Origin of the sequence: Chryseobacterium sp. Bi04 (assembly GCF_918698085.1) — a bacterium.
Classification (GTDB): Bacteria; Bacteroidota; Bacteroidia; order Flavobacteriales; family Weeksellaceae; genus Chryseobacterium.
Map to the genome: position 1 here is coordinate 65,623 of NZ_CAKKLP010000011.1, position 20,295 is coordinate 85,917.

A 20,295-nucleotide genomic window follows, 5' to 3' on the forward strand; every position below is an offset into this window, starting at 1 on the left:
CGTAAAAAAATGTTAATTAAAATAATGTTGGATGTTTTTTTGTAATTTTGCACATTAAAGCATTTTTACAAAAAATTAGATAGAAAGTTTATGCCGAATCAAAAAATACTGTACATTACTACAGAGATGTATCCATATCAGGAAGATACCAATATGGCTGCAGTGGTAAACAAAATGGCACTTAAGATGCACAATGAAGGCAATGATGTAAGAGTTTTTATGCCAAGATTTGGACAAATAAGTGAGAGGAAATTCCAGCTTCATGAGGTAATCCGTCTTTCAGGAATGAATATTATTATCAATGACCTGGACCAGCCCTTAATTATTAAAGTAGCGTCTCTTCCGGGGGAAAGACTTCAGGTTTACTTTATTGATAATGAAGAATACTTCAAAAGAAAGCAATACTATTTTGACGACGAAGAAAATCCTTTCGAGGATAACGACGAAAGAGCTATTTTCTTTGCAAGAGGAGTTATTGAAACCATCAAAAAGCTGAACTGGGTGCCGGATGTTATTCACCTGAACGGATGGATGGCTTCTTTTGTCCCTATTTACCTTAAAACGTATTACGAATCCGATACTTATTTCAAAGACGCTAAAATTGTTCTTTCTCTGTATAACGAGAAAGACGCTGCCTTGGATAAAAAGATTGATGAAAAATTGAAGTTTGATAATATTTCAGGATTAAAAGCGTTAGATAATCCAACAATTAAAAGCTTTGTTATCGAAAGTATGAACTACGTGGATGCAGTTGTAAAGGGAGATGAGTTTCTGGATGAAGACCTTGATCAGGCTTTCAATGAAACAGCTACCCAAAAGTCAGAATATCTTGACGTAGATTCTATAAACCAACTTTATTAAAAACACATTTTTAATGACTCATAATCTTAAAAAGACTTTCGCCATGCTTTTACTGGCGATTTTCGGAAGTGCAATTCTTTATAACTGTGAACCGGATGCAGATGCCCTTGGAGAACAACTGTTTATAAAAGATGCAGCAGATGGAAATGAAACATTATATGATCTTATTGCATATAATATTAATAATCATGATTCCATCAGAAGTGATGCTTCCAAACTTATCAGTGAGCAGAATGCTGCAGGAGGATTCACAACCGTTGGTGTTCTGGGTGCCTTTACCGAAGGTCAGTTCGGAGGCCAGAAAGCATCTTATATTACACAATTGAGAATGCCTACCGATAACTTCGATTTTACCGGACCTAACGCAAAAGTAGACTCTGTTGTCCTGGTTATAAAAACACCAAACTATATCACAGATTCAGTAAAAGCACCAGGTGCTTATGACAGAAGTGATTTCCCGGTAGGGAACGAAACAGTACCTGTTTCTATAGATAAAAAGACATACCCGGTTTTTAAATATGGTAAAATAGGAGGTCAGTATAACTCTATGACCATAAATGTACATGAAGTGACAACTTTCCTGGATGCTAACGCTAAACCTTTCACCCGTTCAAATGTAGATGTGAGTACGGGCGGATTATTAGGTTCAGCAGTATTTGACGGAAGAGTAAGCACGGTAGCAGTGACTAAAAAATCTGATAATACCGCGTTATTCAATTCTACTAATGACTTTAGAATGAAGTTGGACAAAGACTTCTTCCAAACCAGAATTGTAGATAAAAAAGGAATGCCTGAATTGCAAAATACAGCTAACTTTATCAGATACTTAAGAGGAATTAAAATTTCAGTAAGTGAAACGGATAGATACCTTTTCCAGTTTTCACCTAATGATATGGAGCTTATTATGTACTATAAATATGATAAAACAGATAATGGTACAACGACAAGACCACAAACTACGCTTAAATTTAATTTAGGAGGAGGTAATGTTCACATAGGTCAGTATACTTATAACAGAACAGGATCTCAGGTTGAATCTGCATTAGCAGCAAGCAATGAAACCACTGGTGATCCGAAGCTTTATGCTCAGGGAATGGGAGGTCCTTCTATAGGAGTGAAAATTCCGGAAGAGGAGATTAATAAGCTTAAAAGTTTATATGCAAAAGATAAAGCAGGAATTATAAGTGCAAAGATCAGAGTTTATGTAGATCCATTGACATGGTCTAATAAGCATTCAAAATTTGGAGACAGCAGATTTACACTTCTTCCTGTAAATAAAGACAAAGGAAAAGACGGAGAATTCGTTTCGCCAGGCTTTACTGCAGATTTAACAGCAGGATTCCCTCTTTATCTGATCAATGAAAAACCATTATATTATGACTTTGTGGTAACAAAGACTATTAAAGGTATTGTTGAAGGACCTTCAGATGGTATTAAAATTACTACGGATAATGAGTATCAGTTTAAAAATAATCTATTAATTATCAATCAGGGTGCATTTGCAAGAGTTGTAAGTTCAGGAGCCTATTTTGGACCAACATTTACAACAAGAGCATTTGATATGAACAGAACGATATTGACCGGAAGTGACAAAAGTGCGAATAGAATTCAGCTGAGAGTTACATACGGTACAAAAAAATAAACAACAAACATAACACTAGACAAAATAAAATATGTGCGGAATAGTAGGATATACAGGTTTTCAAGATGCTTACGAAATAGTAATCAATGGTCTTAGAAGATTAGAATACAGAGGATATGACAGTGCAGGAATTGTTTTAGAAAATACAGAAAAGAAATTTTCAGTAGAAAAAACAAAAGGTAAGGTTGATGATTTGGTGAATATTTCAGCAGAATTGAAAGGAACAGCCAAAATTGGGATGGGACACACACGTTGGGCAACTCACGGGGTTCCAAGTGACAGAAACTCACACCCGCATTTGTCAAATAATGGAAAAATAGCTATTGTGCATAATGGGATCATTGAGAATTATGATACTATTAAAAAAATGCTTACTGAGAAAGGGTATACTTTCCAATCAGAAACTGATACTGAAGTATTGGTGAATCTTATTCAGTATTTCATGGAACTGAATCCTGAGATTGATTTCCCGACAGCGGTGAGATATGCATTGAATGAGGTATATGGAGCTTATGCAATTACTGTACTCCATGAAGATTATCCTGGAGTATTGGTAGTGGGAAGATTAGGTTCACCTTTAGCAATAGGAATCGGAGAAAATGAATACTTTATTGCTTCAGATGCTTCTCCTTTTGTAGAATTTACAAAAGAAGCAATTTATCTGGAAGAAGGACATATGGCTATTATTTCTCTTGAGAACGGAGTGGATATTAGAACAATCAATGAAAACTCTAAAATCGAGCCGGAAATCCAACAGCTTAAACTGAGCCTGGAGCAGATTGAAAAAGGAGGTTACGAGCATTTTATGCTTAAAGAAATCTTTGAACAGCCAAAGTCTATCCATGATACCATGAGAGGGAGACTTCTTGTAGATGAGGGAGTTATTAAAATGGCTGGGATCTGGGATCATGTAGAAAGATTTAAAAATGCCAACAGGATTATTATAATTGCTTGTGGTACTTCTTGGCATGCAGGTCTTATCGGAGAATACCTTATTGAAGAATATGCAAGAATTCCTGTTGAAGTAGAATATGCTTCAGAATTCAGATATAGAAACCCTATTATTACTGATAAAGACGTGGTTATTGCAATTTCTCAATCCGGAGAAACAGCAGATACAATGGCTGCTCTAAAACTGGCAAAAGAAAAAGGTGCATTTATATACGGTATATGTAATGTGGTAGATTCGTCTATTGCAAGAATTACAGATGCAGGTTCATACACCCATGCAGGTCCTGAGATTGGAGTGGCTTCTACAAAAGCATTTACAGCTCAGCTTACCATTCTTACCCTTATTGCATTTAAATTAGGTAAACATAACGGAAACTTGGGGAATGCTGAATTTATGAGCTTAATTGCTGAATTGGACGCTATTCCTAAGAGAATTGAAGAAGTTTTAAGTGCTACCCATGAGCAGGTTCAGGAAATTGCAAAAGATTTTGTAGAAACTACCAATTTCCTTTACTTAGGAAGAGGATACAACTATCCTGCGGCCTTAGAAGGAGCCTTAAAACTAAAAGAAATTTCTTATATCCATGCAGAAGGATATCCGGCAGCAGAAATGAAGCATGGCCCTATTGCTTTGATTGATGAAAACATGCCAATTGTTATTATAGCACCTAAAAAAGGTCATTATGATAAAATTGTAAGTAATGTTCAGGAAATTAAAGCTAGAAAAGGGAAAATTATCGCTGTAGTCAACAAAGGAGACCGTCAGGTAAGTGAAATGTCAGATTATGTGATTGAAATTCCTGAAACTTCAGAATGTTTCTCACCAATCGTTGCATCAGTGCCCCTACAGTTACTTGCTTATTATATTGCAGTTTATAGAGGCGCAAACGTTGATCAGCCAAGAAACTTAGCAAAATCTGTTACTGTTGAATAAAAAGTTGTTGTAAATAAAATAAATTTAGATTTCTTCCGTTATTTCAAAAAAAATCTTAAAAGTTTCTTAAAAAAATTATATATTTACGGCTTAATTATAAAAATTAACATGAAAAGGATATTTCTTTTATTATTGTCTGCATCGGTAGCATCGGTATCTTGTTCAGGTGGTGGCAGCTCTTCTGTAGGGAAGCCTGGAACAAAAGGAGAATTGATACCAAGAGAAAAAACGAAATCATTTGTTGCGGAAAGACCATACGGAATGGTCGCAATTCCTGCAGGTTCATTTGTTGCTGGTCTCGCAGATCAGGATCCAACACATACACCTGAAAAAACAGCATTGAAAACCGTTACTGTTTCTTCTTTCTTCATGGATGAAGCAGAAACTACCAACTCAGAATACAGGGTATTTATCAATTATGTAAGAGATTCTATTGCGAGAACTTTACTTGCTGAAGCTGCCGGAGAAGGTGGTGATGAAGGCGGAGGTAAAGGAGCAAGCATAGGAGATTATGCATACCTTGCTAAAAAAGAAGAGAATTTAACGCCTTATCAGGAATATATGGAAGGCCAGGGAGGCCGTGAAGATGGAACCTATGATGCCAGCAAAAGATTAGATTGGAAAATTCCATTACATTGGAGTACTTCAAAATATCCGGATGTAGAGTATGCAGAGGTTTTAGAAGCATTATACTTGCCTGCATCTTCCAGAATTGGAAACGAAAGAATTTTAGATGTTAGTAAGCTTAAATATACTTACCGTTGGGGAGATATGGATGCTGCACTTGCTGATAACGAAAGAGGAGTTAATTACCTTAAAAGCGAAAGTATCGCGATTTATCCGGATACTACAGTTTGGGTAAAAGATTTCCACTTTGCTTACAATGAACCATTATTTGAACAATATTTCTGGCACAAAGCTTACAAAAACTACCCGGTAGTGGGAGTAACCTGGGATCAGGCAAGAGCTTATTGTAACTTCAGATCTAAATTGAAAACAGATTACAACGAAAGTTTAAAAAGAAAAAAACAAAGACCATTGCAGTTCCGTCTTCCAACAGAAATTGAATGGGAATATGCTGCAAGAGGCGGTATGCAAAACGCCACTTACCCTTGGGGAGGTCCATATTTGATGGATGACAGAGGTTGCTACTTAGCAAACTTTAAACCTAAGAGAGGTAACTACATGGAAGACGAGAAAAAAGGTACTTATACATATACAGCTCCAGTTAAGAAATTTAAGAAAAATGGATTTGGGTTATTTGATATGGCTGGAAACGTTTCTGAATGGACAGAATCTGCATACAACAATTCTTCATATGGATTCTCTTCTACATTAAATCCTTCTACAAAAGATAAAAAGGATACTAAGAAATCTGTAAGAGGTGGATCTTGGAAAGATATAGGATATGCATTGATGACAGGGGCAAGAGATTGGGAAAGAAAAGATTCTGCTAGAAGCTATATCGGATTCAGAACTGTTCAGGATATTCCTGAAGCAGCTGTGAAACCAAGAAGAGTTAACAGATAACGAGACAATTATTTTTCAAAACAATTTTATTTAACATAAAAAAACTAACTCAATATGTTTAAGACTAAAGATGCTTGGATGAATTTCTTTTATTCATTCGGTGCTGCAATTGTAATTCTTGGAGCTTGGCTTAAAATTACTCACATTACCTTGGGACCCATTAATGGTAATATCGCTCTTACTGTAGGGCTTATTACAGAGGCAATTATCTTTATCATTTTTGCATTCGACCCTCCAAAATCTGAAGAGTCTTATGCATGGGAAAATGTTTATCCTGAACTATTAGATAAGCATGCTAACCCAAACCCTTTACATTCTAATGTTTCTTCTAGAAATAACAATGCTGCAGCTCAATTTGCCGAATTGGAAAATTCTCTTTCTAAGAAATTGGATAAAATGCTTGAGGATGCTAAATTGGATGTTCAGTTATTTGACAGATTAAGAACAGGAATTGATAAATTTTCAAATTCTGTAGATCAAATCAACCAAACTGTAGATGTATCAGCTTCTACTCATAAATATAATGATCAGTTGAATAAAGCTGCTCAGCATATGGAAAGTATGAATGCTTTATATACTATGCAGCTTGAGAATGGTAAAAAACAATCTGAGTACGCAAACAAATATATTGCTGATATGCAGAAATCTGCAGAGCAATCTGAAAAATTCAACCAAGAGCTACAAGGTTTAACCTCTAATCTGAATAATTTAAACAGAGTTTATGGTGGTATGCTAACTGCTATGAAGTCTTAATTCCTAAACCATTTCTAAATAACTATTTAATCTAAAAAAAGAAACAGAGAATGGCACAAGGAAAACAGACCCCTCGTCAGAAGATGATCAACCTGATGTATCTGGTGTTCATCGCGATGATGGCCCTAAACATTGATGCAGAAATCATCAGATCATATTACGACTCTACCAGAGCATTAAATGAAACCAGAACTTTAACAGAAAGAAAGAACGAGAAAATCTTTGAAAAGACGCTTGAAGCTAAAGCTCAGCAGGTTCCCGATACTTATGCACAGCCTTGGGCACAGTATAAGGTATTGAAAACCAAGATTGATGCGTTGGTGAAATCTTCTCAGGATATCAAAGATCTTCTGAAAAGACAATCTGAGTTTCATGACAAAGATAAGGATGGAAAAGATGTTGATGTAAGTGAGAACTTTGCGGCACTTAACAATAATGAAGCAACTACAGAATATTTCTTTAAAGAAGGAGATGAAAATGCGCCTTCTAAGAATGCATTAGACCTAAAAGCTAAAATTGATGATGTAAGAAATTACATTAACGTTACTTTTGGGAACAATGCTCAGCTTAAAGATTTAGTAGAAAGAGCTAACAAATCTCTTATTGCAGAATATCCTAAAGGAAAATCTCCAAATGATAAGACTTGGTTTCAGAATAAATTCTATCACCAGCCTTTAATTGCAGCTATTTCCAATTTAGAGATTATCCAAAATGATGCCAGAAATGTTCAGTCTGATGCACTGGCATTATTGCTTCAGGAGAAAGTAGATGCAAGCATTAAGTTTACAAGTTATGAAGCTATTGTTGCAGGTCCGGTGGATATCCAGGCTGGTAAGCAGGCTGAAGTAAAAGTAATGTTGGGTAACTATTCTAACAGTAACAAAATCAGTATCTCCGGTGTAAGTAAATTGGAGAATGGAAAAGGTATTATTCCTATCTCTGGTTCTGGTATCGGTGAACATAAATTAGGAGGAATGATTACATTAACAGATGCTACAGGTAAAGCGCAAAACTTCCCTTGGACGCATACTTATAATGTAATTGCAGGACCTAGAGAAGTAAAACTTGAAAAAGGACTATTACTTTCTGCTGACAAAATGAATGTAATGTATAGAGGACTTGAGAACCCTGTTTCAGGATCAATCTTAGGTGCAGACAATGCTAAGCTTTCATTATCAGCTCCGGGAGCAGCTGTGAAAAGTACAGGTCCTGGAAAGTGGAATGTAAAACCTGGTGCAGGTACTACAGTGAAGTTAACATTATCAGGACTTGATCCTTATGGTAAATCAGTATCTCAGGTATTTGAATATAGAATCAAGAATGTACCGCCACCACAAGGTCAGATGAGAGGACAGAATATATTATCTATGCCGGCAAGTTCTATCCCGAATCAAACGGTACAGGCAACTATTCCTGACTTTGACTTCCCAGTATCGTTCACTGTTACTCAGTTTATGGTAAGAGTACCTGGAAAAGCAGCATTGCTGATCCATGGAAATTCTTTAGGCGAAGCAGCTGGACTGGTGAGAAACTTAAGATCAGGAGATGTATTTTCAATATTTGATATTAAAGCAACAGCTCAAGGTTTGGAAGGGCAACAGATTAAAAACATTACTCCTATATTAATTAATGTTCAATAGGACTAAAATTGTAACTTATTATGAAGAAATATATTAGCACCCTTTTAGTATTAGTTTCGGGATTTGCTTTGTCCCAGACTATTCTGAATTCATCTTCTCCGGAAGAGTTCAGAAAGATGAGAGAGGAGAATAAACAGAAAGTTGGTGATACTATTATTGATAAAACAGTAAAGCCTCTTGAATATGGTTTTGTAGAAGATAAAGATATCCTTAAAAGTATGTTTGTTTGGGAAATCATTGATATGAATGATAAGATCAATCAGCCATTCTATTATGATAATCCGGATGGCCTTCTTTCTACTCCTACAAGATCTTTATATAAATTATTGCTTGATGCTGCTTTAAGCGGTAAAATTGAGCAGGTTTATAATGATGAGAATTTTGTAGATAAACTTACTCCGGAAGGAATTAAGAAAAGGTTGGTTAATGTTAAGATCAGTGATGCTGCAATTGATATCCTGAACTCTGGAAGACAATTAACTGAGCAGGAGAAAAAAGAATATACTGATATTATTGAGACTACAACTGATAAAGTGAAAGTTCTTAAAATAATGGGTATGTGGTTCATAGACAAGAGAGACGGACAGATGAAATACAGACCTCTCGGTATTGCTGCTATGGGTCCAGACCCTGCAGTACAGGGAGTTATAGGCCCTGACGGGAAGCCAATTGCCAGCAATGACGAATTGATTGATTTATTCTGGATTTTCTATCCGAATGCAAGAGATGTCTTAGCCAACAATTATGTTTTCAACAGAAAAAACTCTTCAGCTGATTTATCTTTCGATGATATCATCAATGCAAGAAGATTTTCTTCTATAATCTACAAATCTTCAGCCGGTTTAGGAGATGGTACTATTAAAGACTATATTCCTAGAGATGCTGATGATCAGCTGGACGAAAGCGACAGAATCAAGACGCAGATCCTTGAAATGGAAAATGATATGTGGAATTACTAAATTTCACTTGATATTTATAGAAAACCTGAGTACTTTTACTCAGGTTTTTTTATTATGAGAAATGTAGATTATATTATAGTGGGTGATGGTTATGCAGGACTTTTCTTCGCTCACCAGCTAATTAAAAATAATAAGTCCTTTGTAATATTCTCAGAAGGAAGAAAAAGTGCTTCTCAAATCTCAGCTGGTATCATTAATCCTGTTGTCCTTAAGAAGTTTACAACTTTCTGGAAGGCGCAGGAGCAGATTGATTTCCTTAAAGATACTCTTGAAGAAATAGCATCATATACAGGCGAAAATTATCTGGTTGAAAAATCTATCCATAGAATTTTTCATGATGAAAATGAACAGAAGCTATGGCTGAAGAAATCAGAGAATGAGGATTTGTCAGCTTTTCTCGATAAAAAATTTGAGTCTTTAAATGTGGTAAAAAACGATTATCTCAGCGGAAAGGTGTCTCAGTCAGCCAGATTGAATGTTAATGGATTTTTTGCGGGTTTATTCAGTTATTTTGAAAAAAATGACCTTTTGGTAAAAGAAAAATTCGATTATGAGAAACTGAATCCTTCGGAAGCTACTTATACAGATTTTAGTTTTAAAAATATTGTTTTCTGCGAAGGAATGGGAGTTACCCAAAACCCATATTTTTCAGATGTTGCTGTTATTCCAAATAAAGGACATCATATTAAGGTAAAACTTTCTGAGGCTGTTCCTGATATCACAATCAAAAAGAAACATTTTTTATTTCCTGCCGGCAACGGGCTTCATTTCTATGGTGGAACCTATGATAGAGAACAATTGCACCATCATATAGATGAATCTGCAGTAAAACAATTGGTAAGTGGTCTTTCAGAGTTTTATTCCTATGATTTTGAAGTGAAGGAAGTTCATTTTGGCTTCCGCCCGACAGTAAAGGATAGAAGACCTATTATTGGCAGGCACGAATCATTAAAAAACCTGTATGTCTTTAATGGGATGGGAGCAAGGGGAATTCTGAACGGATGTTTTTTTTCAAAAAATCTTTATGATTTTATTGAGAAAGATATGCCTCTTCATGAAGAAGTTTCTGCGAACAGGTTCAAATCATAAGAGTTTTCTTTATATTAACGTTCTTTTATTTCTTAACAACAGAATCATGAATGAAAATATATTAGGAATTATTGCAGGGATTTTAACTTCTGTTTCTATGATTCCTCAACTCGTAAAAGTCATCAGAGAAAAAAATGTGGAAGACATTTCCCTGCTTATGCTTCTTGTTCTCATTGTTGGGCTTTCTCTATGGGTTTGGTATGGTTTTATGAAAGATGAACTGCCCATTATTATTTCCAACTCGTTTGCAGTTTTGGTTAATCTAAGTCTTTTAATCTGTTATATATTGTATAATAAAAAGACATAAAAAAGACGCTTTGCAACTGCAGAGCGTCTTTATATTTTTATTGTGATTCAATTTACTGAAGTACAAATTTAGCTAAAGGTGCCATTCTTGCTTTGTTTAAAGTCAAAGTATTTCCGTTTACAGAATAGTTATCTGCAGAAAGCAAAGCTTTTGTAAATTGGTTTTCAATATCCAGATCTTCACATGCCATCATAGTAGACATTCCCTGGTTGAATTTAATTCTCATGATGTCAGGCTTTATTTCAAAAGTACCTCCCAAACCGTTACATCCTGCATGTCCTTCATATCTCATACCATTGGTGTCAAGTTTAAAATGAGGATTATTCTTAGGGTTCTTTAACTGAATTGGCTGTCCGTTAAGTTCAACAAGTTTCCATGTTTTTCCTGTTATGTCTGCAGATTTCTGTACGGCAGGAGTTTTACAAGCAACAAGAAATACAGCAAGGAAAAGAGCTGATAGGTAGTAATACAAGTTTTTCATAAAGTTTAATTTAAATGTATGTTTAACTCTTCAACTAATATGATGCCATTTTAGCCGGTCCTGATTCTTTTCTCTCCTTTTTATGATGGAAAAGAACCATGTCTACATTTTTCTTTAAAAAAGTAATATTGCCTTTGATTTCAGAATACTGATACTCTTCATTTGAAGCAGTATATTCTGGCAGTGCATCACTTTTTTTGAGATCATATGTTTTGCCATTCAAATGTACTGTGGCTGTATTTTTAGTAGTGTTTATGGTAACTTCTATTTTTTCTCCATAGCTATCTACATAAACATTTTTGGAAATTTCATCTTTGTTCTCCGGCGCAGCAGTAATAACTTCAGCTTCTTTACCAGGATGTTTACACGCTGTTGAGGAAAGGATTGCCAATCCTAAAAGGATTGATGGTAATAAATTTTTCATAGTGATAAGTGATTTTAAAGTGTTTCATGAATTATGGTGTTAATACTATATAAATTTACAAATATTTTTAATAAAAATATGTTAGTTTATGTAAAATTAACAATGTGTTTTTATCGAGGCGCGTTTCTTTGCTTGTTAAAAACAGACCTTTAAAACAGAACAATAGGAATTAATTGATGTAGAATTTAAAACATAACTCTAAAAGCAGAGGAGTATATTTTGCTCATTTTAAATGAGATAAAGTGTAAATTTCTTATGTTGCATTTGTTGTTTAATTTTCCGGCAAAAATAATTCAAATAGAAGAGAATAACAATAGACTTTTATAAATAATTGGAAATCATGATAAAAGTTAGTTTTTTGTAATGATTTCACACCTTACCAGAAAATGTGCCGCCAGCCTATCCATCAATAAAAAGAAGCCGTCTCACAACTAAACGATGTGGGTTGAGAATCATTTAAACGAAAACCCTTCTCATATAGGGGTACAGGAAAATTTCATAAAAAAGGCCGTTTTCACGAGTTGTGAGACGGCCTCTTATGGATCATATGAATCAGTTTAAGCCGATTAAGGAGCTTTAACCTGGTCTATGGTGAAAAATGCTTTCGTTGTGTTGCATATGCCACCCGGACATGTTGTAGCATTTCCTGCACTGGCCGGGGTAGAAGAACCCATCATAAAATACATTTTGTAGAAAACCTTGTCATTACCATCAGTTGTCGTCCATGAATAGAGTCTTTGCTCCGGAACACCACTGGCATATACACCCGGATCTCCCCAATATGGATTGGTAAGAGCAGTTTGAATTCTGGCTCCGGTTGTTGCATCAATAAGTGCCTGTGAAGTGGTTGCATTGTCACCAGCCCATACTGCAGATGGTAATCTGAGCTGATTTTGCTGATATCCTCCCGCTCCGGACCATAGATAATGTCCGTTTGAAATGATATCTACCGTGGGAATACCATTATTTCTGATCTGTAAATTAACATCAGCAAACAAACTTCCTGTAGGAATAAAACAGCGTACCGAAAATCTGCCGTCAGGTGTTGTTACAACAATTGCGTAGCCGGCTCTGCCATTATCTGTAGTGGCTGTCAGAGGTCCCATTACAGCTTTCGTCTCTACAGTGGCATTACCACCGCTGTTATCTGTTGTAGAGTCTAATTTTTGCCATTGTATGCCATCCCAAAAGTAATACCCTGCTTTTAATGGAGTTGACGACGTATTGTAAACTAATAGTCCGGTAGCATTAGGATTGGCGCTAAGCTGCATATTAGCAGAAGTGAGAACCACTCTTGGAGGTAAAATTCCTTTGTTGGGGGAATTGACTTCCAACATAGCAGAGGGATCAGGGGTGGCCGTTCCTATTCCTGTACTTCCACTGGAAGTTACAATGAGGTCATTGGCTTGCTGAGTGAGTGAAGGAGCTCCTGTGGCGGGATTATCCTTTGCCCCATCCACATGGAATGTATTTTGAGGATTGGAGGTATGTATACCTACCTGCGCGTAAAAGGTTGAAACAAAGACCAATCCCAGTAAAGATAAATTCTTTCTCATAAGTAAAGTATTTTAGGTGTTGTGTGTAGCGTTTGTTAAAATAAATGCCAAAAATTGGGAAGCTTATTTTCACAGTACTATAAAAAACATAGGCTTTTGCGGGCAAGAAACCTGTAGGTAAATATAAATTTGAAAAAAAGATAGTACTACATAAAGTATAAAAGAAAAAGATATTTGCTAAAGTATAGAGCCCCTTATAACCCTTAGTAAAATCAGGGTGAATTTCCTTGATGTATTTAAAAATATAAACTAAATTACTCATTTTTAGTTGTTATTTTTATAAATATACTAATTATTGTGATTAATTAACTGTACAATTGCTTTTAATGTGTAATATGTAATTTTAAGATATGTTGAGATAAATTCAATTGATAGTGAACACTATAGATGACGAAGAGAATACAGTGTAATTTTTGATTTCAGGTTATTTAAAGGATCGTTAAATTTTGTTAATCTACTATGATTATATCATAATCTAAATGTACATTTGCCACTTCAAAATGAGAAACTTTATAGTATATTTTTTAACAAGCCTTTTTCTGCTCTTTATAGTGGAAAGCAAGCTTAACGTTAAAACGCTGCGAAATGACTATTCTGGTCATGTTTCTCATCACATTCCTAAAAGAGCTAACCGTCTGAACCAGACTTTTGAAAAGCTCTCCGTTCAGCAGAAAGCCGACAGTGTAGACAATTCTACCCTGGAACTTATCGAAAATGATTTTCAGTTGTCTGATGTATTTCAGGCTATTGTTGTTTTTGCCGGCATTTTCAGCTTGGTTTATATTTTTGGATTAAAAAGTTATAAGCAGTTTAAGCCGCACATTCATGGTTTTGTTTTTGGCCTTTCTACTAAAAAATTTCTTTTAATCCGTTCCATCAGAATTTAAAATTTCATTTTTCCGTTTATTTTCTACCTGTTTTCAGGTGGAGATTTTCCTTGCGTTGTGACCTTCTGGTAATCATCACATCGTAGCATTCCCGATTACCATTCTTATTTCTATTCAAACATTAACGATTTATATAAAACTCTAGAATTATGATAAAAAGAGTTGCCTCAGGCATTGCTTTAAGCATTCTGCTGCTGGCTGTTGGCTGTACCAAGAAAAAAGAGGAAAAAGAAGAAGCCTCAATTTATCCGGTAACGTCCCCGGTAGTTATGGATACTGTAATTAATAAAGAATATGTTGCTCAGATCCAGTCAGTGAAAAACATTGAGATCAGGGCACAGGAAAAAGGTTTCCTTGAAAAGATCTTTGTAGACGAGGGACAATATGTACAGGCCGGACAGACTTTATTCCGGATTATGCCTAAACTGTATCAGGCAGAGCTTTTAAAAGCAAAAGCAGAAGTAGAACAGGCGTCTATCGAATTGAAAAATGCCAGTACACTGGCCAATAACAATATTGTGTCTAAAAATGAAAAAGCAATGGCAAAAGCTAAATTGGATGCTGCCAATGCAGAAATGAAGCTGGCACAAATCCATCTGTCATTTACAGATATTAAAGCTCCGTTTTCCGGGATCATCAACAGAATACCTTTAAAACTTGGAAGTTTAATAGATGAAGGAGATCTTCTTACTTCACTGTCGGATAATACCAACATTTATACCTATTTCAATGTTTCAGAACCGGAATATTTAAGCTACCAGACGCATGTTGCTGACCGTGGAAGCAATGAGGTGGCTTTGATTACTGCCAATGGCGAAACGTATACCCATAAAGGAGAAATTCAGACTATTGAAGGAGAATTTGATAATGAAACCGGAAATATTGCTTTCCGCGCAAAGTTTCCGAATCCTGATAAACTGCTGAGAAATGGGGAAACCGGAAAAGTTCAAATGGTAATGCCGGTTCATAATGCACTGATTATTCCTCAAAAAGCAACCTACGAGATTCAGGACCAGAAATATGTATTTGTTATTGATAAAAACGGAACTGCAAAATCCCGGAATATTAAAATTGCTTATGAACTTCAGGACCTCTATGTAGTAGGTTCAGGGCTTTCAAAAGGGGATCAGATTCTTCTGGAAGGAGTTCAGAAAGTAAAAGACGACCAAAAGATAAAAACAAAATTCCAGGATCCTAAAAAGGTTCTTCAATCATTGAAATTAAAAGCAGAGTAGTCTATTCTAAAAATGAAGAAGTATGTTTAAGAAATTCATTCGCAGACCTGTTCTGTCTATTGTAATCTCATTGATTATAGTATTTTTAGGGATCTTGTCCCTAGTGAAGCTTCCTGTGACGCAGTTTCCATCCATTTCACCGCCTAAAGTAAATATTACGGCAGAGTACCCGGGAGCCAACAACGAACTATTGATCAAATCCGTAGTGATTCCGTTGGAAAGAGGATTGAATGGTGTTCCAGGTATGAAATATATGACCTCGGATGCAGGAAATGATGGGGAAGCCTCTATTCAGATTGTATTTGACCTCGGTACAGATCCCAATGTTGCTGCAGTCAACGTTCAAAACCGTGTATCTTCAGTAGTGAACAAATTACCTCCGCTGGTAGTGCGTGAAGGAGTGAAAATTACCCGTGAAGAACCCAATATGCTGATGTACATTAACCTGTACAGTGATGATCCCAAAGCTGACCAGAAATTCCTTTTCAACTACGCAGATATCAATGTAATGTCTGAATTGAGAAGGGTAAGTGGAGTAGGTTTTGCCGATATCCTGGGTACCCGTGAATATGCAATGCGTATCTGGCTTAAGCCGGATAGGCTTACCGCTTATAATATTTCAGCGGATGAAGTGATGGAATCACTGAATGAGCAGAGCTTAGAAGCTTCTCCAGGAAAAACAGGAGAAAGCTCAGGAAAACGTTCTCAGTCTTTTGAATATGTGTTAAAATATCCGGGACGTTTTAATAATGAAAAAGATTACGGAAATATTATTCTTAAGGCGAAGCCTGATGGAGAATCTGTAAGGCTAAAAGATGTCGCAGATATTGAGTTTGGAAGTTCTATGTATGATATTTATTCTACATTGAATGGAAAACCTTCTGCAGCAATTACTGTAAAGCAGTCCTATGGATCTAATGCAAGTGACGTTATCAAAAATGTAAAAACATTGATGAAGGATCTTGAAAAGAATAACTTTCCAAAAGGAATGCACTATGATATCAGCTATGATGTTTCCAGATTCCTGGATGCTTCTATGGAAAAAGTGATACACACCCTGTTCGAAGCATTTATACTGGTAGCCATTGTTGTATTTCTATTCCTTGGAGACTGGCGCTCAACGCTTATTCCTGCATTGGCGGTTCCGGTTTCATTAGTAGGAACATTTGCCGTAATGTCTGCCTTTGGAATTACACTGAATATGATCTCACTCTTTGCCCTGGTAATGGCAATTGGGGTTGTAGTAGATGATGCCATTGTAGTGATTGAGGCCGTCCATGCCAAGATGGAAGAAAAACACCTTTCTCCTTTAAAAGCAACTGAAGAAGCGATGCATGAGATCAGTGGTGCTATTATCGCCATAACGTTGGTAATGGCATCCGTATTCATCCCGATTGCATTTATGTCCGGTCCGGTTGGGGTATTTTATCGCCAGTTCTCTATTACCATGGCATCGTCCATTATTTTATCCGGGATTGTAGCGCTTACCCTGACGCCTGCATTATGTGCATTAATTCTGAGAAATAACCACGGAAAAGTTAAAAAGAAAACTCCGATTTCCATTTTCCTGGATAAGTTCAACAATATTTTCACAAAAGGGGCCGGAAAATATGAGAAGATGCTTAATAAAACGGTTACGAAAAAAACAATTACGTTACCATTATTGCTGGCTTTTTGTGCCTGTACTTATTTTCTCAGCAACTCTCTTCCTTCAGGATTTATTCCCGCGGAAGATCAGGGGATGATTTATGCAATTATCCAAACTCCTCCGGGATCTACATTGGAAAGAACCAATCAGATTGCAAAAGAGCTTTTAAGAGAATCAGAAGATATTGATGGGGTACAGTCTGTTTCGTCGCTGGCAGGATATGAAATTCTGACCGAAGGAACGGGATCTAACTCGGGAACTTGTCTGATCAACCTTAAAAGCTGGGAAGAACGTAAAGAATCGGCCTCTGAAATTATTGAGAAACTTGAAGAAAAGGCTAAAAATATTCCGGGAGCCAATATTGAATTCTTCCAACCACCTTCAGTGCCGGGTTATGGTGCGGCAGGAGGTTTTGAGCTCCGTTTGCTGGATAAGGCAGGAAGTGGGGATTATCATAAAATGGAACAGGTAAGTAATGATTTTGTAAAAGAGCTTAAAAAACGTCCTGAACTTGGATCGGCATTTACGTTTTATTCTGCGAGTTTCCCACAATATATGCTTAGAATAGATAATGACCTTGCGGAACAGAAAGGAGTGACCATTGAAAAAGCGATGGATAATTTATCAACCCTTATCGGTTCCAACTATGAGACAAGTTTTATCCGTTTCGACAGGCCTTATAAGGTGATTGTACAGGCAGGGCCTCAGTATCGTGCACTACCAACAGATCTGTTGAAATTATATGTTAAAAATGATAAAGACCAGATGGTACCGTATTCGGATTTTATGAGACTTGAAAAGGTGTATGGTTTATCTGAAATTACAAGACATAATATGTATAACTCGGCAGAGGTAAGTGGAACTCCGGCTGCTGGATATAGCAGTGGGCAGGCTATTAAAGCCATTCAGGAAGTTGCAGATAAAACCCTTCCCAGAGGTTTTGGTATAGACTGGGCTGGGATTTCCAAAGATGAAGTAAGCCGTGGAAATGAAGCTGTATTTATCTTCCTTGTGTGTTTAGGATTTGTTTATTTGATTCTTTCGGCGCAATATGAAAGCTTCATTCTTCCTTTACCGGTGATTCTATCTCTTCCGGTAGGTATTTTCGGGGCATTCCTATGCTTAAAGCTTTTAGGATTGGAAAACAATATCTATGCACAGGTAGCCATGGTAATGCTTATCGGGCTTCTGGGTAAAAATGCGGTACTGATTGTAGAATTTGCAGTACAGAAGAAAGCTGAAGAAGGTATTCCTGTGGCAAAAGCGGCTATTGAAGGTGCAGCGATCCGTTTCCGCCCTATCTTAATGACCTCATTTGCATTCGTTGCCGGGTTAATTCCATTAGTAGTTGCAACCGGACCGGGTGCAGTGGGTAACCGAACGATTGGAACGGCAGCAGCAGGAGGAATGCTGATAGGAACCATTTTCGGTTTGATGATTATTCCGGGGCTATATTATATTTTCGGAACGATTGCTGATAAATCGAGACTGGCAAAATATGAAGAAGAAAATCCTTTAACAGAACAAACTGAACCTTATGAACATGATGGAAAATTTGAAGACTAAAAATATAATCACAGCCATTGCTTTATCTCTTGTTCTGGCAAGCTGTAAAGCTCCGATGGCGACAGTCATAAAAGATGAGGTTAAAGAGAATATACCTCAGAATTTTAACCAGGAAGAACAGCAGGACGCCAATAATAACAGCGGAACAACACCCTGGAGGCAATTCTTCACTGATCCTAACCTTGTAAGCCTGATTGAAACTTCTCTAAAGAACAATCAGGAACTTCTGATCACGCTTCAGGAGATTGAAATTGCCAAGAGTGGAGTGTTGGCTAAAAAAGGAAAACTGAGCCCCACTGTTTCTGCCGGTATAGGTGCAGGGCTGAAAAAAGCAGGGCGCTATACCAGTGAAGGGGCAGGGGATGCTACTACGGAAATAGAACCGGGAAGAGAAATGCCGGATCCATTGGGGAATTTTGAAGGAGGATTAATGGCGAACTGGGAGATTGATATCTGGAAAAAGCTCAGAACGGAGAAAGAATCAGCTGTCGCTCACTACCTTTCCACAGTGGAAGGGAAAAATTTTGTATTATCCAATCTTATAGAAGAAGTCGCAGATAGTTACTATGAATTGCTGGCTCTTGATAATCAGCTGGATATCATACAGCAGTATATCAAACTTCAGCAAAAAGCTTTGGAAATCTCTAAGATCCAGAAGGAAGCTGCTGCGGCAACAGAACTGGCGGTGAAGAAATTTGAAGCTGAACTGGCCAAGTCAAAAGCTGCAGAATACACAATCCGTCAGCAAATTACTGAGAAGGAAAACGGTATCAATGCTTTGTTGGGAAGGTACCCACAGCCGATTGTAAGAACAAAAGAAAGTTTTATGTCTACCATTCCGCAGACAGTTTATACCGGCATTCCGTCACAATTGCTTGCTAACCGTCCGGATATCAAACGTGCAGAATTGGAATTGAAATCTTCAAAATTAGATGTGGAAGCGGCAAGAAAAGAGTTTTATCCTTCACTGGAAATATCCGCAACCTTAGGATTGGAAGCCTTTAAGCCTTCCTATTTGGTTAAAATGCCGGAATCCATTGCCTATAACCTTGTTGGAGAGATGGCTGGCCCCCTGATCAATAAGAGTGCTATCAAGGCCAACTTCCAAACCGCTGATGCAAGACAGGTTCAGGCATTGTATGAGTATGATAAGACGATTTTAAATGCTTATCTGGATGTTGCCAATATGATGTCCAGAATCAAGAATATAGATCAGTATTATCAATTAAAATCCCAGGAAACAAAAGCTTTGGATCAGTCCATAGATATCGCCAACCAATTATTCCGCAACTCCAGAGCAGATTATCTTGAAGTTCTTTTGAACCAAAGAGACGCATTGGATGCTAAAATGGAGCTGATTGAAGCTAAGCAGAAACAGCTGAGTACAGTAGTAGATATCTATAAAAGCCTAGGTGGAGGCTGGAAATAAAAAATATCATAATTCAGTAAACAGTTAATGTTTGGGGTCAATTCTTTTTTGAATTGGCCCTTTTTGTGTTTTAAGGTGATGATTTTACAGGTATTTTGACAATGTATAATCTTGGATAAATTGAAAATTCATGCCCTAAATGAGAGATTCAGGTGCTTTTATCTCTACTTTCTATTATTAAAATAAATATGATTCAAAACTTACTTTATAAAATCTTATTATGTTGTAAATCAGTAGGGAAGATGATGTATTTTTTTAAGTTTTTTAAGTTTTTGGGTCTTCTTTTTTAAGTTTTCAACCCTCTGTAGCCTTCCTGTTTTGGTATTATTTCAGGATAATAACTAATTTAGCTTCAGCGTTAGAGCAGATGGTAAAACCCATAAGGGAAATAGAACCATTTTAA

16 protein-coding genes are annotated in these 20,295 nt (G+C 36.6%); 13 read left to right on the forward strand and 3 right to left on the reverse strand.

The annotated features are described in order from the left end of the window. Positions 1–90: 90 nt before the first annotated feature. The 9 genes from LQV47_RS16300 to LQV47_RS16340 all read left to right on the forward strand — a co-directional run bounded on the left by LQV47_RS16300 (position 91) and on the right by LQV47_RS16340 (position 10,666). Entirely contained in the window at positions 91–861 is a 771-nt protein-coding gene (locus tag LQV47_RS16300) for a glycogen/starch synthase (RefSeq protein WP_230038695.1), read from the forward strand. Positions 862–874: 13 nt separating this feature from the next. Next, positions 875–2,503, forward strand: a complete 1,629-nt coding sequence (locus LQV47_RS16305; RefSeq protein WP_230038696.1) for a DUF4270 family protein — start codon at positions 875–877, stop codon at positions 2,501–2,503. 31 nt (positions 2,504–2,534) lie between these two features. Beyond that, the gene (gene glmS / locus LQV47_RS16310; RefSeq protein ID WP_230038698.1) at positions 2,535–4,388 is read left to right on the forward strand and encodes a glutamine--fructose-6-phosphate transaminase (isomerizing); all 1,854 of its coding nucleotides are present in this window, start codon (positions 2,535–2,537) and stop codon (positions 4,386–4,388) included. Positions 4,389–4,496: 108 nt separating this feature from the next. Then, complete coding sequence (gldK, locus tag LQV47_RS16315; RefSeq protein WP_230038700.1) at positions 4,497–5,918, forward strand: gliding motility lipoprotein GldK; 1,422 nt, start codon at positions 4,497–4,499, stop codon at positions 5,916–5,918. 54 nt (positions 5,919–5,972) lie between these two features. Next, the gene (gene gldL, locus LQV47_RS16320) at positions 5,973–6,671 is read left to right on the forward strand and encodes a gliding motility protein GldL (RefSeq protein ID WP_230038702.1); all 699 of its coding nucleotides are present in this window, start codon (positions 5,973–5,975) and stop codon (positions 6,669–6,671) included. 50 nt (positions 6,672–6,721) lie between these two features. Next, a complete protein-coding gene (locus LQV47_RS16325; RefSeq protein WP_230038704.1) occupies positions 6,722–8,311 on the forward strand; it encodes a GldM family protein in 1,590 nt (529 codons plus the stop codon). A gap of 20 nt (positions 8,312–8,331) precedes the next feature. Then, positions 8,332–9,270 carry a gliding motility protein GldN gene (gldN, locus tag LQV47_RS16330; protein WP_230038706.1) on the forward strand — a complete coding sequence of 313 codons (939 nt, stop codon included), beginning with the start codon at positions 8,332–8,334 and terminating at the stop codon, positions 9,268–9,270. A 54-nt stretch (positions 9,271–9,324) separates the two neighbouring features. Beyond that, positions 9,325–10,359 (forward strand): FAD-dependent oxidoreductase, encoded by a 1,035-nt coding sequence (locus tag LQV47_RS16335; protein ID WP_230038708.1) that lies wholly within the window; start codon positions 9,325–9,327, stop codon positions 10,357–10,359. Positions 10,360–10,405: 46 nt separating this feature from the next. After that, entirely contained in the window at positions 10,406–10,666 is a 261-nt protein-coding gene (locus LQV47_RS16340; RefSeq protein WP_230038710.1) for a SemiSWEET transporter, read from the forward strand. 52 nt (positions 10,667–10,718) lie between these two features. On the opposite strand, the gene LQV47_RS16345 is transcribed toward LQV47_RS16340, so the two are convergent. From LQV47_RS16345 to LQV47_RS16355, 3 genes are all read right to left on the reverse strand, one after another. Beyond that, the gene (locus LQV47_RS16345) at positions 10,719–11,147 is read right to left on the reverse strand and encodes an META domain-containing protein (protein ID WP_230038712.1); all 429 of its coding nucleotides are present in this window, start codon (positions 11,145–11,147) and stop codon (positions 10,719–10,721) included. 34 nt (positions 11,148–11,181) lie between these two features. After that, positions 11,182–11,571, reverse strand: a complete 390-nt coding sequence (locus LQV47_RS16350) for a hypothetical protein (protein ID WP_230038714.1) — start codon at positions 11,569–11,571, stop codon at positions 11,182–11,184. A 566-nt stretch (positions 11,572–12,137) separates the two neighbouring features. After that, positions 12,138–13,127 carry a hypothetical protein gene (locus LQV47_RS16355; RefSeq protein ID WP_230038716.1) on the reverse strand — a complete coding sequence of 330 codons (990 nt, stop codon included), beginning with the start codon at positions 13,125–13,127 and terminating at the stop codon, positions 12,138–12,140. A gap of 500 nt (positions 13,128–13,627) precedes the next feature. Here LQV47_RS16355 and LQV47_RS16360 point away from each other — a divergent pair, with 500 nt between their 5' ends. The 4 genes from LQV47_RS16360 (at position 13,628) to LQV47_RS16375 (ending at position 19,892) form a co-directional block, all read left to right on the forward strand. Next, positions 13,628–14,014, forward strand: coding sequence for a hypothetical protein (locus LQV47_RS16360; RefSeq protein WP_230038718.1), 387 nt, complete (start codon positions 13,628–13,630; stop codon positions 14,012–14,014). Between the two features lie 149 nt (positions 14,015–14,163). Further along, positions 14,164–15,249, forward strand: coding sequence for an efflux RND transporter periplasmic adaptor subunit (locus tag LQV47_RS16365; RefSeq protein WP_230038720.1), 1,086 nt, complete (start codon positions 14,164–14,166; stop codon positions 15,247–15,249). 22 nt (positions 15,250–15,271) lie between these two features. Next, on the forward strand, positions 15,272–18,463 hold the full coding sequence (locus tag LQV47_RS16370; RefSeq protein WP_230038722.1) for an efflux RND transporter permease subunit: 3,192 nt from the start codon (positions 15,272–15,274) through the stop codon (positions 18,461–18,463). Next, positions 18,435–19,892, forward strand: coding sequence for a TolC family protein (locus LQV47_RS16375; RefSeq protein ID WP_230038724.1), 1,458 nt, complete (start codon positions 18,435–18,437; stop codon positions 19,890–19,892). Before LQV47_RS16370 ends, LQV47_RS16375 begins: the two co-directional genes overlap by 29 nt. The last annotated feature ends 403 nt before the right edge of the window (positions 19,893–20,295 follow it).

Excerpts from the sequence above, each read along its gene's own strand:
- LQV47_RS16365 (WP_230038720.1), top strand. The coding sequence starts at position 14,164 with ATGATAAAAAGAGTTGCCTCAGGCATTGCTTTAAGCATTCTGCTGCTG.
- LQV47_RS16370 (WP_230038722.1), top strand. The coding sequence starts at position 15,272 with ATGTTTAAGAAATTCATTCGCAGACCTGTTCTGTCTATTGTAATCTCA.
- LQV47_RS16350 (WP_230038714.1), bottom strand. The coding sequence starts at position 11,571 with ATGAAAAATTTATTACCATCAATCCTTTTAGGATTGGCAATCCTTTCC.
- LQV47_RS16305 (WP_230038696.1), top strand. The coding sequence starts at position 875 with ATGACTCATAATCTTAAAAAGACTTTCGCCATGCTTTTACTGGCGATT.
- gldN (WP_230038706.1), top strand. The coding sequence starts at position 8,332 with ATGAAGAAATATATTAGCACCCTTTTAGTATTAGTTTCGGGATTTGCT.
- LQV47_RS16300 (WP_230038695.1), top strand. The coding sequence starts at position 91 with ATGCCGAATCAAAAAATACTGTACATTACTACAGAGATGTATCCATAT.
- LQV47_RS16375 (WP_230038724.1), top strand. The coding sequence starts at position 18,435 with ATGAACATGATGGAAAATTTGAAGACTAAAAATATAATCACAGCCATT.
- gldL (WP_230038702.1), top strand. The coding sequence starts at position 5,973 with ATGTTTAAGACTAAAGATGCTTGGATGAATTTCTTTTATTCATTCGGT.
- LQV47_RS16360 (WP_230038718.1), top strand. The coding sequence starts at position 13,628 with ATGAGAAACTTTATAGTATATTTTTTAACAAGCCTTTTTCTGCTCTTT.
- LQV47_RS16325 (WP_230038704.1), top strand. The coding sequence starts at position 6,722 with ATGGCACAAGGAAAACAGACCCCTCGTCAGAAGATGATCAACCTGATG.
- LQV47_RS16345 (WP_230038712.1), bottom strand. The coding sequence starts at position 11,147 with ATGAAAAACTTGTATTACTACCTATCAGCTCTTTTCCTTGCTGTATTT.
- LQV47_RS16355 (WP_230038716.1), bottom strand. The coding sequence starts at position 13,127 with ATGAGAAAGAATTTATCTTTACTGGGATTGGTCTTTGTTTCAACCTTT.
- LQV47_RS16340 (WP_230038710.1), top strand. The coding sequence starts at position 10,406 with ATGAATGAAAATATATTAGGAATTATTGCAGGGATTTTAACTTCTGTT.
- glmS (WP_230038698.1), top strand. The coding sequence starts at position 2,535 with ATGTGCGGAATAGTAGGATATACAGGTTTTCAAGATGCTTACGAAATA.
- LQV47_RS16335 (WP_230038708.1), top strand. The coding sequence starts at position 9,325 with ATGAGAAATGTAGATTATATTATAGTGGGTGATGGTTATGCAGGACTT.
- gldK (WP_230038700.1), top strand. The coding sequence starts at position 4,497 with ATGAAAAGGATATTTCTTTTATTATTGTCTGCATCGGTAGCATCGGTA.